Origin of the sequence: Streptomyces fuscichromogenes (assembly GCF_014645815.1) — a bacterium.
GTDB classification, from domain to species: Bacteria; Actinomycetota; Actinomycetes; order Streptomycetales; family Streptomycetaceae; genus Streptomyces; species Streptomyces fuscichromogenes.
The window spans coordinates 99,973-113,886 of sequence record NZ_BMML01000004.1 but is presented as its reverse complement, the minus strand read 5'-3'; the positions used below and the strand labels follow the sequence as shown (position 1 = coordinate 113,886).

General features: G+C 72.8%; 13 protein-coding genes. 5 read left to right on the top strand and 8 right to left on the bottom strand.

What is annotated here, in order from left to right:
* Positions 1 to 14 precede the first annotated feature (14 nt).
* The 4 genes from IEZ11_RS10045 to miaA all read right to left on the bottom strand — a co-directional run bounded on the left by IEZ11_RS10045 (position 15) and on the right by miaA (position 5,027).
* Positions 15 to 2,180, bottom strand: coding sequence for a RelA/SpoT family protein (locus IEZ11_RS10045; RefSeq protein WP_189262318.1), 2,166 nt, complete (start codon positions 2,178 to 2,180; stop codon positions 15 to 17).
* 295 nt (positions 2,181 to 2,475) lie between these two features.
* The gene (dapF, locus tag IEZ11_RS10040; RefSeq protein ID WP_189262317.1) at positions 2,476 to 3,339 is read right to left on the bottom strand and encodes a diaminopimelate epimerase; all 864 of its coding nucleotides are present in this window, start codon (positions 3,337 to 3,339) and stop codon (positions 2,476 to 2,478) included.
* Positions 3,340 to 3,456: 117 nt separating this feature from the next.
* Positions 3,457 to 3,981 (bottom strand): hypothetical protein, encoded by a 525-nt coding sequence (locus IEZ11_RS10035; protein WP_189262636.1) that lies wholly within the window; start codon positions 3,979 to 3,981, stop codon positions 3,457 to 3,459.
* Positions 3,982 to 4,088: 107 nt separating this feature from the next.
* On the bottom strand, positions 4,089 to 5,027 hold the full coding sequence (gene miaA, locus IEZ11_RS10030) for a tRNA (adenosine(37)-N6)-dimethylallyltransferase MiaA (protein ID WP_189262316.1): 939 nt from the start codon (positions 5,025 to 5,027) through the stop codon (positions 4,089 to 4,091).
* A 182-nt stretch (positions 5,028 to 5,209) separates the two neighbouring features.
* Here miaA and IEZ11_RS50680 point away from each other — a divergent pair, with 182 nt between their 5' ends.
* Together IEZ11_RS50680 and IEZ11_RS10020 are read left to right on the top strand one after the other, a co-directional pair.
* Complete coding sequence (locus tag IEZ11_RS50680; RefSeq protein WP_229712932.1) at positions 5,210 to 5,557, top strand: hypothetical protein; 348 nt, start codon at positions 5,210 to 5,212, stop codon at positions 5,555 to 5,557.
* Between the two features lie 44 nt (positions 5,558 to 5,601).
* Positions 5,602 to 5,898: an antitoxin gene (locus tag IEZ11_RS10020; RefSeq protein WP_189262315.1), complete on the top strand. Its 297-nt coding sequence runs from the start codon at positions 5,602 to 5,604 to the stop codon at positions 5,896 to 5,898.
* A 192-nt stretch (positions 5,899 to 6,090) separates the two neighbouring features.
* Here IEZ11_RS10020 and IEZ11_RS10015 read toward each other — a convergent pair whose 3' ends face one another.
* The 3 genes from IEZ11_RS10015 to miaB are packed head-to-tail and all read right to left on the bottom strand — an operon-like array spanning position 6,091 to position 8,662.
* Complete coding sequence (locus IEZ11_RS10015) at positions 6,091 to 6,810, bottom strand: class III extradiol dioxygenase subunit B-like domain-containing protein (RefSeq protein ID WP_189262314.1); 720 nt, start codon at positions 6,808 to 6,810, stop codon at positions 6,091 to 6,093.
* Between the two features lie 25 nt (positions 6,811 to 6,835).
* Positions 6,836 to 7,102: a hypothetical protein gene (locus IEZ11_RS10010; protein WP_189262313.1), complete on the bottom strand. Its 267-nt coding sequence runs from the start codon at positions 7,100 to 7,102 to the stop codon at positions 6,836 to 6,838.
* A 33-nt stretch (positions 7,103 to 7,135) separates the two neighbouring features.
* Entirely contained in the window at positions 7,136 to 8,662 is a 1,527-nt protein-coding gene (miaB, locus tag IEZ11_RS10005; protein ID WP_189262312.1) for a tRNA (N6-isopentenyl adenosine(37)-C2)-methylthiotransferase MiaB, read from the bottom strand.
* Between the two features lie 207 nt (positions 8,663 to 8,869).
* Here miaB and IEZ11_RS10000 point away from each other — a divergent pair, with 207 nt between their 5' ends.
* From IEZ11_RS10000 to IEZ11_RS09990, 3 genes are all read left to right on the top strand, one after another.
* Positions 8,870 to 10,552: an ABC transporter ATP-binding protein gene (locus tag IEZ11_RS10000; protein WP_189262634.1), complete on the top strand. Its 1,683-nt coding sequence runs from the start codon at positions 8,870 to 8,872 to the stop codon at positions 10,550 to 10,552.
* Entirely contained in the window at positions 10,549 to 12,453 is a 1,905-nt protein-coding gene (locus IEZ11_RS09995) for an ABC transporter ATP-binding protein (RefSeq protein ID WP_189262311.1), read from the top strand. The genes IEZ11_RS10000 and IEZ11_RS09995 overlap by 4 nt, the downstream gene beginning before the upstream one ends.
* Positions 12,454 to 12,531: 78 nt before the next feature.
* Positions 12,532 to 13,605 (top strand): iron-siderophore ABC transporter substrate-binding protein, encoded by a 1,074-nt coding sequence (locus IEZ11_RS09990; RefSeq protein ID WP_189262310.1) that lies wholly within the window; start codon positions 12,532 to 12,534, stop codon positions 13,603 to 13,605.
* A 67-nt stretch (positions 13,606 to 13,672) separates the two neighbouring features.
* Here the strand turns inward: IEZ11_RS09990 and IEZ11_RS09985 are convergent, their stop codons facing one another.
* Positions 13,673 to 13,876, bottom strand: a complete 204-nt coding sequence (locus tag IEZ11_RS09985) for an MbtH family protein (RefSeq protein ID WP_189262309.1) — start codon at positions 13,874 to 13,876, stop codon at positions 13,673 to 13,675.
* Between the last annotated feature and the right edge of the window lie 38 nt (positions 13,877 to 13,914).

Sequence of the window (13,914 nt, the reverse complement as noted above, 5' to 3'; positions counted from 1 at the left end):
TAAGTCCGATTAAGTCACTGATGCTGCGCTCGGCCGACGTCGTACACACCGGGCACATTGCGCATCGCACGCATCAGGGCGGGCAGACGGGCCGCGTCGGGCAGTTCCACGGTGTAGGTGTGGCGGACCCGCTGCTGACTGGGGGGTTCCACGGTCGCCGAGACGATCTCGGCACCCTCCTGGGCCATCGCCTCGGTGAGGTCGGCGAGCAGATGGGGGCGGCCGAACGATTCGGCGACCAGGGTGACCCGGCAGGCCGTGCTGTCGCCCCAGCTCACGGCCACCTCGGGGCGGCCGGTGCCCTTCATGTGGGCCACCGAGGCGCACTCCACACGATGCACGGTGACCGCTCCGCCGCGCACGGCGAAGCCGGTGACCTCGTCGGGAGGTACGGGGGTGCAGCAGCCGGCGAGCCGTACGGTGGCGCCGGGGCGGTCGACGACCATCGCGCTGGCGGTCCGGGGCGCACCGCCGGAGGCGCTGCCGGGAGCCGTGAGGTCGAGCGCCGGACGGCTGGGGACGGGGGCCGGGGGCTCCTCGGTACGGTCCGGATGGGCGGCGAGCCAGCGCTGGATGGCGATCCGGGCCGCCGGGGTGTGGGCGTGCTCCAGCCACTCCCGGGAGGGCTCGGAGGCCGGGTCCTGGCCCATCAGGAGCTGGACGGTGTCGCCGTCCCTGAGGACCGTGCTGAGGGTCGCGAGGCGGCCGTTGACGCGGGCGCCGATGCAGGCGTGCGCGTCCTCGCCGTACTGGGCGTACGCGGCGTCGACACAGGTGGCGCCCTCGGGGAGGCCGAGGCTGCCGCCGTCGGGGCGGTAGACGGTGATCTCGCGGTCCTGGGCGAGGTCCTCGCGCAGGGTGGACCAGAAGGTGTCGGTGTCCGGAGCGGCCTTCTGCCAGTCGAGCAGGCGGGAGAGCCAGCCGGGCCGGGTGGGGTCGGCGCGCTCGCCGTCGACCGGGGAGTCGGCGGAGGCGTCGGCGTCGGCGGCCGGGGTGTCGCCTGCCGGAGTGCCGGCGGCCGGGGTGTAGGGGTTGCCGAGGGCGACCACGCCGGCCTCGGCGACCTTGTGCATCTGGTGGGTGCGGATGAGGACTTCGGCGACCTGTCCGTCACCGCGCGCGACCGCCGTGTGGAGCGACTGGTACAGGTTGAACTTCGGTACCGCGATGAAGTCCTTGAACTCCGAGACCACCGGGGTCATACAGGTGTGCAGCTCGCCGAGGACGGCGTAACAGTCCGCGTCCTCGTTGACCAGCACCAGCAGCCGGCCGAAGTCGGCGCCGCGCAGTTCGCCGCGCTTGCGGCTGACGCGGTGGACGGAGACGAAGTGCCGTGGCCGGATGAGGACTTCGGCCGGGATGTCGGCCTCGCGCAGCACTCCGCGGACCTCGTCCGCGATCTCGGCGAGCGGGTCGCCGGAGCGGGCCGCGTTCGCGGCGATCAGCTCCCGGGTGTGCTCGTACTCCTCGGGGTGCAGGATGGCGAAGACTAGGTCCTCCAGCTCGGTCTTCAGCGCCTGGACGCCGAGCCGCTCGGCGAGCGGGATGAGCACGTCCCGGGTGACCTTGGCGATGCGGGCCTGTTTCTCGGGACGCATCACGCCGAGGGTGCGCATGTTGTGCAGGCGGTCGGCGAGCTTGATCGACATCACCCGGACGTCGCTGCCGGTGGCGACGAGCATCTTGCGGAACGTCTCGGGTTCGGCGGCGGCCCCGTAGTCGACCTTCTCCAGTTTCGTCACCCCGTCGACCAGGTACCGGACCTCCTCGCCGAACTGCTCCCGCACCTGGTCGAGCGTCACATCGGTGTCCTCGACGGTGTCGTGGAGCAGAGACGCCGTCAGGGTCGTGGTCTCGGCGCCGAGTTCGGCGAGGATCAGGGTGACCGCGAGGGGGTGGGTGATGTACGGCTCGCCGCTCTTGCGCATCTGGCCGCGGTGCGAGGACTCGGCCAGGACCCAGGCGTGGCGCAGGGGTTCCAGGTCGGCGTCGGGATAGTGGGCGCGATGCGCCTCGGCGACATGGCCGATGGCATCGGGGAGTTTGCCGCGCGCGGCGTTGCCGAGCAGCGCGGCCCGGCCGAGCCGGCGCAGGTCGATCCGGGGGCGGGCCTTCCTGCGGACCGCCGCCGTGGGCACGACGGGACCGGGCGTCGCAGGGTTCGTGGCCTCCGCACTCATGGGCACCTCCGGCTCGTGTACCGGCGGACGGGGCCCCAGGGCATACGCGGCTCAGGGATTGGCGACGTTCCCCCGTCCGTGCCGGTGCTTGATGCTACCGAGCCCATCGCGCCCGATTGACCGGCTCCCGCCGAGCGTGAAACGGATCACCCAATCGAGCGACGATTTCAAGGTTTACGTTTTTGCGCCACCTGTTCGGGGGGTGGCCGATGTTTCTCGCCACCGGGGGCAACGCGGGCCGTGGATCCGGATGTTGGACGACCACCCAGACCACGGTTCCCGACCTGCGGTCACCTCAACGGGCGGCGTTTTCCAGCCACTCGGCGTCGATCTCGCCCGTGGCGACAATCACTGCGGGGCCGGTCATCTCGATCTCGCCGCCGGGCCGCTCGGTGATGACGAGCCGTCCGCCGGGCACGTCCACGGTGTACGTCGCCGGGGTGCCGGTGACCGTGGGGTCGGCGCCGTCGCGGCGGGCGGCGGCGACGGCGACCGCGCAGGCGCCGGTGCCGCAGGAGCGGGTCTCGCCGGAGCCGCGCTCGTGCACGCGCATCGCGACGTGGCGGGGGCCGCGGTCGACGACGAACTCGACGTTGACCCCTTCGGGGTAGGCCGACGGCGGGCTGAAGGGGGGCGGGGTGTGGAGGTCACCGGCGTCGGTGAGGTCCGCGACGAAGGCGACGGCGTGCGGGTTGCCCATGTTCACGTTCCGCGCGGGCCAGGTGCGGTCGCCGACGCTCACGGTCACGTCGCCCTCGGGGAGGCGGGCGCGGCCCATGCCGACGGTGACGTCACCGTCCTCGGCGATGTGCACCTTCTTCACTCCGCCGCGGGTGGCGACGCAGAGGTCGCCCTCGGTCACGTGGCCGGCGTGCTGGAGGTAGCGGGCGAAGACGCGGACGCCGTTGCCGCACATCTCGGCGATCGAGCCGTCGCCGTTGCGGTAGTCCATGAACCACTCGGCGTCGGCGGCCATCCCCTTGGCCTCGGGGTGCGCGGCGGACCGTACGACGTGCAGCACGCCGTCGGCACCGATGCCGGCACGGCGGTCGCAGAGAACGGCAACGGCGGCCGGGGTGAGGTCCAGGGCGTTGTCGGGGTCCGGGACGATCACGAAGTCGTTCTCGGTGCCGTGGCCCTTGAGGAAGGGGATGCTCATTCTTCGAGGGTAGAGGAGGAACGGGTGGTGCTTCGGGTGCGGGCCGGTGAGGGCTGGTCGCGCCCACGCGGCGGCAGCCGCACATCGAATACAGCCCCGCGCCCCTGACGGGGCGCTTCAGCGGAGCCTTGCTACCCGCCACACCGCCAGGACGGCCACGATCGCCACCAGGACCACGTAACCGATCACCACGCGCCAGTCGGGCCTGCGGCCCGAGCCCTTCGCCGGGAGGCCGGGCCAGGTGTAGCCGACCTTCCTCGCCGCCATCATTCCCCAGCCGGCCGCGCAGGAGCAGATCAGCAGGCCCAGCATCGCGATCACCGCGCCGCTGTCGCCGAAGTCGAAGGCCAGCGGGAAGGCGAACATCAGGGAGCCGACCGCGGCCAGGCCCACGATGGGGGCCAGCTGCCACAGGCGCAGGCGGCGCTGCGGGCGGAGCTCGACCTCGACCTCGGGGCCGCCGGCGAACATCTCCTCCGGCTCGGGGCCGTCGGCGGTGACACCGCCGCCCACCGTGTCGTCCGGACCGTCCGGCGAGAGTCGCCCCTCGCCCTCCTCGGCCCCGCCGGGTTCGATGACCTCAAGGGCCTCGACGGCGACATGCTCGGTGTCTTGTGCGGTGTCGCGAGGGCCGGCCTCCATCGCCACGCGCCCTCCCAACCTAGGACTCCACTTGCGATCGAAGCTCGATGATGGCACGGCACCGGAGGCACCGATGACCCGTGGCGCATCCCGATGCCATGACGTGATCAGGCTGTGACCGGTCGTTCGACCAACGCCATGGCCAGCCGCGGAAGTTCCTCGCGGTCCGCCGCGGCCCCACTCAACCAGTGCACCCGGGGGTCGCGCCTGAACCACGAATCCTGACGGCGCGCGAAGCGTTTGGTGGCGCGGACGGTCTCGGTGCGCGCTTCCGCTTCCGTGCACTCGCCCGCGAGCGCCGCCAGGACCTGCTGGTAGCCGAGCGCGCGCGAGGCCGTGCGGCCCTCGCGCAGCCCGTGCGCCTCCAGGGCGCGCACCTCGTCCACGAGGCCGGCCTCCCACATCCGGTCGACGCGCAGCGCGATGCGCTCGTCGAGCTCGGGGCGGGCCACGTCGACACCGATCTGGACGGTGTCGTAGACCGAGTCGTGGCCGGGCAGGTTGGCGGTGAAGGGGCGCCCAGTGATCTCGATCACCTCCAGCGCGCGGACGATACGGCGGCCGTTGCTGGGCAGGATCGCGCGGCCCGCCTCGGGGTCGGCGGCGGACAGCCGGGCGTGCAGGGCGCCGGAGCCGCGCAGCGCGAGCTCGTCCTCCAGGCGGGCCCGGACCTCGGGGTCGGTGCCGGGGAACTCCAGGTTGTCGACGGCGCCGCGGACGTACAGCCCGCTGCCCCCGACCAGGATCGGCCAGCGGCCCTCGGCGAGCAGGGCGTCGATGCGGGCGCGGGCGAGCCGCTGGTACTCGGCGACGGAGGCGGTGACGGTCACGTCCCAGATGTCGAGCAGGTGGTGCGGGACGCCGGCGCGTTCCTCGGGCGTCAGCTTGGCGGTGCCGATGTCCATCCCCCGGTACAGCTGCATGGAGTCGGCGTTGACGACCTCCCCGCCGAGCCGTTGGGCCAGGAAGACGCCGAGGTCGGACTTGCCGGCCGCGGTGGGGCCGACGACGGCGATGACACGGGGGGCGGAGGGTGCGCTGCTCACCGCACCAGTCTCGCAAACCTCGGAGGCGGGTCTCGAACGAGTTACGTGACGGAGCGTGTCCGGTTTCGTTGCCGTTGCGAGGTTCCCGCCGCCGTCGGCGAGAGGCGGAGACCGGTCCGACGCAATCGGGCGCACCGGGGTCACGCGGGATTTCGCTCGCACGAGTAACGTATGGAGTTGATATGGGCGTTTTTGCACGGTTCATTGGGAAGAAGCCGAAGACGTCGGAAGAGCCGGACGCCACCGTGCCGGCCGATGCCGAGTCGTCCGGCTCCGAGCCGGACGGGGCCGGACCGGAGAACACTACGGAGACCGCGGCGGAGGACGTGGTGGCGGACGCGGCGGAGGAGACAGCGGAGGAGGCAGTCGAGGCGGCGACGCAGGGCTCGGGCGACGACGACGGCCGGAGTGCGGACGCGCGGACGGAGACGGAGCGCGCCGCGGTCACCGCCGAGAGCACCGAGATCCCCCGGCAGCAGTCCGCCAGGGAGGCCGCCGACAACGAGGCCGGCGAGAGCGCCCGCACATAACGGCCCGCGAGGGAAGCCAGAGGGAAGCCACAGGGAAGGTAACCATGGGTCTTTTGGACAATTTGAAGGCCAAGCTCGCCCCGGCCAAGGACAAGGCCTCTCACTTCGCGCAGCAGCACGAGGACAAGGTCGACAAGCTCCAGCACGGCATCGACAAGGCCGCGCGGGTCGTCGACGAGAAGACAAAGGGCAAGTACAGCGACAAGATCCAGACGGGTACCGGCAGGGCCAAGGGCGCGATGGACCGGTTCGTGCACCCGGACGACATGGGCGGTACGGGCGCTACGACGCCCGACCCCACCGCTCCGCCCCGCTCCGACGGGTCGCCGCCGGCTTCCTGAGCCGGGCGGGTCCCGGAGCAGCTCGGCGTACGAGCAGATCGGCGGACGGCCGAGAGTCACCCGACTCCCGGCCGTCCGCCGTTTCGGGACCGCCGTTTCGGGACCGCCGTTTCGGGACCGCCGTTTCGGGACCGCCGTTTCGGGACCGCCGTTTCGGGACCGCCGTTTCGGGACCGCCGTTTCGGCAGCCGCTCAGGACCAGGCCGCCACCAGGTAGCAGACGCCGTACGGTGCGTCGTCGTAGAGGAGGGCGCCGGCGAGGTCCGCGTCCTCGGCCGCGCCGGCGAGGACCTGCCAGGGGGCCCGGCCCGCGGCCTTGAGCTGGTGTGCCAGACCGGCGTCGAGGGCCTTGATCGCGTCGATGTCGGCCGCGCCGAGCGCCCGGGCGGCCTCGGCGTCGAAGGGGGCCGCCCGTTCGTCGAGGTAGCCGGGCGCCTTGAGGGTGCGGCAGGCGCTGGCGTCGCCCATGACCAGCATCGCGACCCGCGCGGCCCGGCCGGCGAGCTCCCGGCCGGTCCGCACGCACCGCTCGGTCTCCAGGGGCTCGCCGACGCCGAGCCCCTCGATGGGGGCGTCGGACCAGCCGGTGCGCTCCAGCAGCCAGGCGCCGACCGCCAGCGAGGGCGGCAGTTCCCGCTCACCGGCGCGCGCACCGGCCGCGCCACCGCCCAGCCGTACCTCGACCTCCGCGCCGAAACCCCGGAACGTGCCCCGGCTGCCCTGCGGGAAGACGCCCCGCCCGGACTGTTCGGCGGGCCCCGTCACCACCAGGAGGTCGGGGCGGGCCGCGGCGAGCACCCCGAGCGCGTCGGCGCAGGCGGACCGTGCGGCGTCCAGTTCGGGGGCCGCGCCCGCGGCGACCTCGGGGACGAGGAGCGGCGGGCAGGGACAGACTGCGGCGGCTACGAGCATGATCCGCAGGGTAGTGCGCCGGGCGTCACTCCTCCAGGAGAACGTCCGTCAGGTCGATGACCGTGAGCACCAGGACCACGAGCTTGCCCTCGCTGATCACATACTCGATGAAGAGGTTGCGCGACAGAGCGATCTCACGCGTGGACTCGTCGCCAAGGACAGAGTGGGAAAGTTTGTGCCGCGGGTCGGTCACCAGGATCGCCAGGCCTCGCTCCAGCAGGTCGCGACCGTCCGGGCTCAGACTGTCACGCACCCGGGCAGCCTGTTCGGTGAACGCAACGCTGTACGGCATGCAATGCTCCCTTCCCGGCCTTGTGCCAGCCCGTCAGTGCGCCGCGCAGCCCCCGGTCGCGGCCGGCAGCGGCGCCGGCACCCCGATCTTCGGCAGCCCCAGCAGCACGCCGGCCGGCTTGGCCGCCTCGGCGGTGTTCCGCTTCTCCCAGGCGTCGCCGGCGCGGGTGCGCCGTACGGCGAGCGTGGGGCCCTCGGCGAGGAGGTGGTGCGGGGCCGCGTAGGTGATCTCGACCGTGACGACGTCGCCGGGCCGGACCTCCTGGTCCGGCTTGGTGAAGTGGACGAGCCGGTTGTCGGGGGCGCGGCCTGAGAGGCGGTGGGTGGCACCGTCCTTGCGGCCCTCGCCCTCGGCGACCATCAGGTCGAGGGTGCGGCCGACCTGCTTCTTGTTCTCCGCCCAGGAGATCTCCTCCTGGAGGGCGACGAGACGCTCGTAGCGCGCCTGCACGACCTCCTTGGGGATCTGGTTCTCCATGGTCGCGGCCGGGGTGCCGGGCCGCTTGGAGTACTGGAAGGTGAAGGCCTGGGCGAACCGGGCCTCGCGCACCGCGTGCAGGGTCTGCTCGAAGTCCTCCTCGGTCTCGCCGGGGAAGCCCACGATGATGTCGGTGGTGATCGCCGCGTGCGGGATGGCGGCCCGCACCTTCTCGATGATCCCGAGGTAGCGCTCCTGCCGGTAGGACCGGCGCATGGCCTTCAGGACCGTGTCCGAACCGGACTGCATCGGCATGTGCAGCTGCGGCATCACGTTCGGCGTCTCCGCCATGGCCGCGATCACGTCGTCCGTGAAGTCCCGGGGGTGCGGGGAGGTGAACCGCACCCGCTCCAGTCCCTCGATGGTCCCGCAGGCCCGCAGCAGCTTGCCGAAGGCCTCGCGGTCGCCGATGTCGGAGCCGTACGCGTTGACGTTCTGGCCGAGCAGCGTGATCTCGGAGACGCCCTCGGCGACCAGGGCCTCGATCTCGGCGAGGATGTCACCGGTGCGGCGGTCCTTCTCCTTGCCGCGCAGGGCCGGGACGATGCAGAAGGTGCAGGTGTTGTTGCAGCCGACGGAGATGGAGACCCAGGCGGCGTAGGCGCTCTCGCGCCGGGTCGGCAGGGTGGAGGGGAACGCCTCCAGCGACTCGGCGATCTCGACCTGGGCCTCTTCCTGGACCCGGGCGCGCTCCAGCAGGACCGGCAGCTTGCCGATGTTGTGCGTGCCGAAGACGACGTCGACCCAGGGGGCCTTCCGGACGATGGTGTCGCGGTCCTTCTGCGCCAGGCAGCCGCCGACCGCGATCTGCATCCCGGGCCGCTCCGCCTTCCTCGGCGCGAGCCGGCCGAGGTTGCCGTACAGCCGGTTGTCGGCGTTCTCCCGGACCGCGCACGTGTTGAAGACCACGACGTCGGCATCGCCGTCGGATCCCTCGGGGGCGCGCACGTACCCGGCCTCCTCCAGCAGCCCGGACAATCGCTCGGAGTCGTGAACGTTCATCTGGCACCCGTAGGTGCGCACTTCGTAGGTCTTGGGTTCCTGAACGTCCACCGCGAGGCTCCGGTCACTGCTGCTGGTCATGGGTCAAGGGTAGGCGGTCGGGAACGGAGCCCGTCTCGGCCACCGGCGCTGCCGGTCGGGCGCCTCCCGGAGCCGGGGCAGCGGGCCCTCCGGCCTTGCGGGAGCCCGGTGCTGGAGGGGGGTCGGGGATTGACGCGACCACATTTACTTAGAGTAGCCTTGCCTAAGTTGACCGTCTCCGGAGGGTGGCCGGTGGGATCAGGGGAACTGTCGGGGCGTGATGTCCTGGCCAGCTCGGTCAGAGGGCAGGGGCGGCGGGTGGCCGTCAGCGCGGCACTCGGCTCCGTGCACCAGCTCGGGGAGGCTCTGGTCCCCGTACTCATCGGTGTCGTCGTCGACCAGGCCGTGGCCGGGCAGCACGCCGGACGCCTGGCACTGTGGCTGGCCGTCCTGGCCGCCCTGTACGTGTGCCTGTCGTGGAGTTTCCGGCTGGGCGCCCGTGCCGGAGAGCGCGGGGCCGAGGAGGCCGCCCACGAGCTTCGGCTGGCGGTCGTCCGCCGGGTGCTCGCCCCCCGCGGCGGGGCCGGGACGGACCGGCTCTCCGGTGAGCTGGCCAACGTCGCCACCGAGGACGCCAAGCGCGTCGGAGCGGTCAACATGGCGCTGATGAGCGGAATTTCGGCCGTCGTCGGCATCGCCGTGAGCGCCGTCGCCCTGCTGCTGACGTCCGTGCCGCTCGGTCTGATCGTGCTGCTGGGCACGCCGGTGCTGCTGTGGCTCGGCCATCTGCTCAGCAAGCCCCTGGAGCGGCGCAGCGAGGCCGAGCAGGACCGGGCCGCCGGCGCCGCCGGGGTCGCGGCCGATCTGGTCGCCGGGCTGCGGGTGTTGAAGGGGCTCGGCGCGCAGCGGGCCGCGGTCGAGCGTTACCGCCGTACCAGCCAGGTCTCCCTCGCGGCCACCCTGCGCGCGGCGCGGGCCGAGTCGTGGCAGACCGGACTCGTGCTGGCCCTCACCGGCGGGTTCATCGCGCTGATCGCCTGGGTGGGCGGCCGGCTGGCGCTCGACGGCTCGCTCACGCTCGGGCAGTTGGTCTCCGCGGTGGGCCTCGCGCTGTTCCTGCTGGGGCCGTTGGAGACGTTCGCCTGGGTCAACGCCGAACTGGCACAGGGCCGCGCCTCCGCGAACCGGATCGCCGAGGTGCTCTCCGCGGGGCCCGCCGTCACCGGCGGGGACGAGCCGGTTCCGGACGCGGTGCGCGGCGAGTTGCGGCTGCGCGGGGTACGGCTCGGCGGCCTGGACGGCGTCGACCTGGACGTGCCCGCCGGCCTGCTGACCGGCATCGCGGTGACGGATCCGGCCTGCGCCGAGGCCCTGTTGAGCTGTCTGGGCCGGGAGAGCGACCCGGAGTCGGGCTCGGTCGAACTGGACGGTGTGCCGCTGACCCGGCTGGACCCGGCACGGCTGCGGGCCGCGGTGCTGGTCGCCGCGCACGACGCAGCGCTGTTCGAGGGCACCCTCGCCGAGAACGTGGTCCCCGCGGACACCGCCGACGACGCACTGACCGCACGCGCCCTGGCCGCCGCCGACGCCGACGAGGTGGTCCGCTCGCTGCCGCACGGCGCGGCCACCGGGCTGGGCGAGGGCGGGCGCTCGCTGTCCGGCGGGCAGCGGCAGCGGGTCCTGCTGGCGCGGGCCCTGCGGGCCGGACCCCCGGTCCTGGTCGTGCACGACCCGACGACCGCCGTGGACGCGGTCACCGAGGCCCGGATCGCCGAGGGACTCAGGGAGTTCCGGCAGGGCCGTACGACGGTCGTGGTGACCAACAGCCCGGCGCTGCTCGCCGTCACCGACCGGGTGGTGCTGCTGGACGGCGGCCGGGTCGGCGCCGAGGGCACCCACGCGGAACTCGCCAGGACCCATGAGACCTACCGGACGGCGGTGCTGGCATGACGGACGTCACCAAAGAACCGGGCGGCACCGCAGGGCCGGGTAGCCCGACCGGGCCGGGCGGCCCCACAGAGCCGGGTACCGCCGCAGAGCCGGGTAGCACCGCAGGACCCGGTGGTGCCGAGAGCGGGCTGTTGCCCACCGCCACAGCCGCCCGGACCCGGGCTGCCGTTCGCGAACTCCTGCGCCCCGACCGGAAGCTGGCGGCCGCCGGCTTCGGCACGATGATGGTCGCCACGGCCGTCGGGCTGCTCACCCAGCCGCTGCTCGGGCACATCGTGGACGTGGTCACCGAGCACCGCTCCCCCGACGCACTCACCTGGCCCGTCCTCGCGCTCGCCGGGGTCGCCGTGGTGCAGGGCGTCACCACCGCGCTGGGCATGTCCCTGGTGTCCCGGCTGGGCGAGACCGCGCTCGCCCGGCTGCGCGAACAGTTCGTGGAACGCGCCCTGTCGCTGCCCCTGGAGCGGCTGGAGCGGGCGGGCTCGGGCGACCTCAGCGCCCGGGTCACCCGGGACGTCTCCCGGGTCGCCGACGCGGTCCGCACCGCCCTGCCCGAACTCGCCCGCTCCGGGCTGTCGATCGTGCTCACCCTGGCCGCCCTCGCCCTGCTGGACTGGCGGTTCCTGCTGGCCGCGCTGCTCGCGGTGCCCGTTCAGGCACACACCGCCCGCTGGTACGTGCGCAACGCCGTGCCCCTGTACGCCAGGGAGCGGATCGCCACCGGGGCCCAGCAGCAGCAGTTGCTGGACACCATCGGCGGGGCCCGGACGGTACGGGCGTACCGGCTCCAGGACGACCACACCCACCGGGTCACCGAGCGTTCGCGGGCGGCGGTGGAGCTGACCATGCGCGGGGTGCGGCTGGTGCTGCGCTTCTACAGCAGGCTGCACATCGCCGAGTACGTGGGCCTCGCCGCCGTCCTGCTCACCGGGTTCCTGCTGGTGCGCTCCGGCGCCGCCTCGGTCGGTACGGCGACGGCCGCCGCCCTCTACTTCCACAGCCTCTTCGGCCCGGTCAACACCGCGCTGGTGCTCCTGGACGACGCCCAGTCGGCGACGGCGGGACTGGCCCGGCTGGTCGGAGTCGTCGACGAGCCGTCGGCCGCGGCCGACGAACACGCCAAGGGCCGCGGCACCGGTGCGACGGCGGATCCGGCCGTGACGCTCAGCGGGGTCTGGCACGCCTACGTGCCCGGCCGTCCGGTGCTGCACGGCGTCGACCTGGAGGTACGGCCCAAGGAGCGGGTCGCGCTGGTCGGCACCACGGGGGCGGGCAAGACGACCCTGGCCCGGCTGGTGGCGGGACTGCACCGTCCGGAGGCCGGGCGGGTCGACGTCGGCGGCGCCGAACCGGACGGCTCCGGCCGCCTGGTGGGGCTGGTCACCCAGGAGGTGCACGTCTTCGCCGGCCCGCTCGCCGACGACCTGCGCCTCGCCCGCCCGGACGCCGGTGACGAGGAGTTGCGGGACGCGCTGGCCACCGTGGGCGCCCTCGGCTGGGCCGAGGCCCTGCCGGAGGCCCTGGCCACGGTCGTCGGCGACGGCGGGCACCGGCTCACCGCCGACCAGGCCCAGCAACTCGCGCTGGCCCGGCTGCTGCTGGCCGACCCGCCGGTGGTCGTGCTCGACGAGGCGACCGCCGAGGCGGGCAGCTCCGGCGCCCGGCTGCTCGACGAGGCCGCCGAGCAGGCGCTGCGGGGCCGTACCGCGCTGGTCGTGGCACACCGGCTCAGCCAGGCCGCCACGGCCGACCGGGTGGTCGTGCTGAGCGACGGCCGAGTGGTGGAGGAGGGCACCCACGGCCAACTCCTCGCCGCCCGGGGCCGGTACGCCGCCCTGTGGCAGGCCTGGTCGGACCACCGCTCCCCCGACGAACCCGCCACCGCCGACGCCCCCCACTGAACCCGAGCCCCCCGCAGGCCCCATCGCCGAGAACAGCCGAGAACAGCCGAGAACGGCCAAGAACAGAAGGATCAGCCGATGCCCCGCGCCACCAGAGTGTCCAGGCTCACCGGCCTGCTCGCCTCCGTACTCCTGCTCACGGCGACGGCGGTCGCCTGCGGCACCTCCGACTCCGACAACGACTCCGGCTCGTCGTCCTCGTCCGCGGCGAAGGGCTCGACCGCCGACGCGTTCCCCGTGACGATCGCCCACAAGTTCGGCAGTACGACCATCAAGTCCGAGCCCCAGCGGATCGTGACGGTCGGCCTCACCGACCAGGACGCCGTCCTGGCCCTCGGCAAGGTCCCGGTCGGCACGACCGAGTGGCTGGGCGGCTACAAGGGCGCCGTCGGCCCCTGGGCCCAGGACAAGCTGGGCAGCGCGGCCGCGCCCACCGTCCTGAAGGACACCGGCACCGGCCCCCAGGTGGAGAAGATCGCCGCGCTCAGGCCGGACCTGATCCTCGCCGTGTACTCGGGTCTGACCAAGGCCCAGTACGAGAGCCTGTCGAAGTTCGCGCCGGTCGTGGCGCAGCCGAAGCAGTACAACGACTACGGCGTGCCGTGGCAGCAGCAGACCGAGGAGATCGGGCAGGCGCTCGGCAAGGCGGACGAGGCGAAGTCCCTGGTCTCGGGTGTCGAGGCCAAGTTCGCCGCGGCCAAGAAGGCCAACCCCGATTTCACTGGGGCAACGGCGGTCATGGCGACGCCGTACGAGGGCACGTTCGTCTACGGCAGCGAGGACCCGCGGTCCCGGCTCCTGTCCGACCTCGGGTTCTCGCTGCCGAAGGACCTCGACAAGGTGATCGGGGACCAGTTCGGCGCCAACATCAGCAAGGAGCGCTTCGACCTGCTCGACCAGGACGTGGACGTCTGGATCGTGCCGGACACCACCTCGGCGGTCACCAAGCTGCACAGCGACAAGGTCTACGCGGACCTGAACGTGGTGAAGCAGGGCCGCGAGGTCTTCGTCAAGGAGACCAGCGACTACGGCAACGCGGTGTCCCTGTCGACCGTGCTGAGCATCCCCTACGTCCTGGACCGCCTGGTCCCGCAGCTGGCGGCGGCGGTGGACGGCAAGGCGTCGACGAAGGTGACCCAGCCGGCGTCCTGAACGCGGGAAGGGGAAAGGGGGGTGGCCCGGTTCGACACCGGGCCACCCCCCTTTCCCGTCGCGTCCGTCAGGAGCCCTCGACCAGGCTCTTGGGCCGCATGTCCGTCCAGTGCGTCTCGATGTGGTCCAGGCACTCCTGCCGGGGCGCCGGGCCGTGGGCGACCGTCCAGCCGGCCGGTACGTCCACGAAGTCGGGCCACAGGCTGTACTGGCCCTCGTCGTTGACGAGGACGGAGTAGACGCCGTCGGGATTCTCGAACGGGTTGCTCATGTCAGCGGGTCCTTGCCTTTCGGTCTGTTCGGTGGGTG

Excerpts from the sequence above, each read along its gene's own strand:
- IEZ11_RS10045 (WP_189262318.1), bottom strand. The coding sequence starts at position 2,180 with ATGAGTGCGGAGGCCACGAACCCTGCGACGCCCGGTCCCGTCGTGCCC.
- dapF (WP_189262317.1), bottom strand. The coding sequence starts at position 3,339 with ATGAGCATCCCCTTCCTCAAGGGCCACGGCACCGAGAACGACTTCGTG.
- IEZ11_RS10035 (WP_189262636.1), bottom strand. The coding sequence starts at position 3,981 with ATGGAGGCCGGCCCTCGCGACACCGCACAAGACACCGAGCATGTCGCC.
- IEZ11_RS50680 (WP_229712932.1), top strand. The coding sequence starts at position 5,210 with ATGGGCGTTTTTGCACGGTTCATTGGGAAGAAGCCGAAGACGTCGGAA.
- IEZ11_RS10020 (WP_189262315.1), top strand. The coding sequence starts at position 5,602 with ATGGGTCTTTTGGACAATTTGAAGGCCAAGCTCGCCCCGGCCAAGGAC.
- IEZ11_RS10015 (WP_189262314.1), bottom strand. The coding sequence starts at position 6,810 with ATGCTCGTAGCCGCCGCAGTCTGTCCCTGCCCGCCGCTCCTCGTCCCC.
- IEZ11_RS10010 (WP_189262313.1), bottom strand. The coding sequence starts at position 7,102 with ATGCCGTACAGCGTTGCGTTCACCGAACAGGCTGCCCGGGTGCGTGAC.
- miaB (WP_189262312.1), bottom strand. The coding sequence starts at position 8,662 with ATGACCAGCAGCAGTGACCGGAGCCTCGCGGTGGACGTTCAGGAACCC.
- IEZ11_RS09995 (WP_189262311.1), top strand. The coding sequence starts at position 10,549 with ATGACGGACGTCACCAAAGAACCGGGCGGCACCGCAGGGCCGGGTAGC.
- IEZ11_RS09990 (WP_189262310.1), top strand. The coding sequence starts at position 12,532 with ATGCCCCGCGCCACCAGAGTGTCCAGGCTCACCGGCCTGCTCGCCTCC.
- IEZ11_RS09985 (WP_189262309.1), bottom strand. The coding sequence starts at position 13,876 with ATGAGCAACCCGTTCGAGAATCCCGACGGCGTCTACTCCGTCCTCGTC.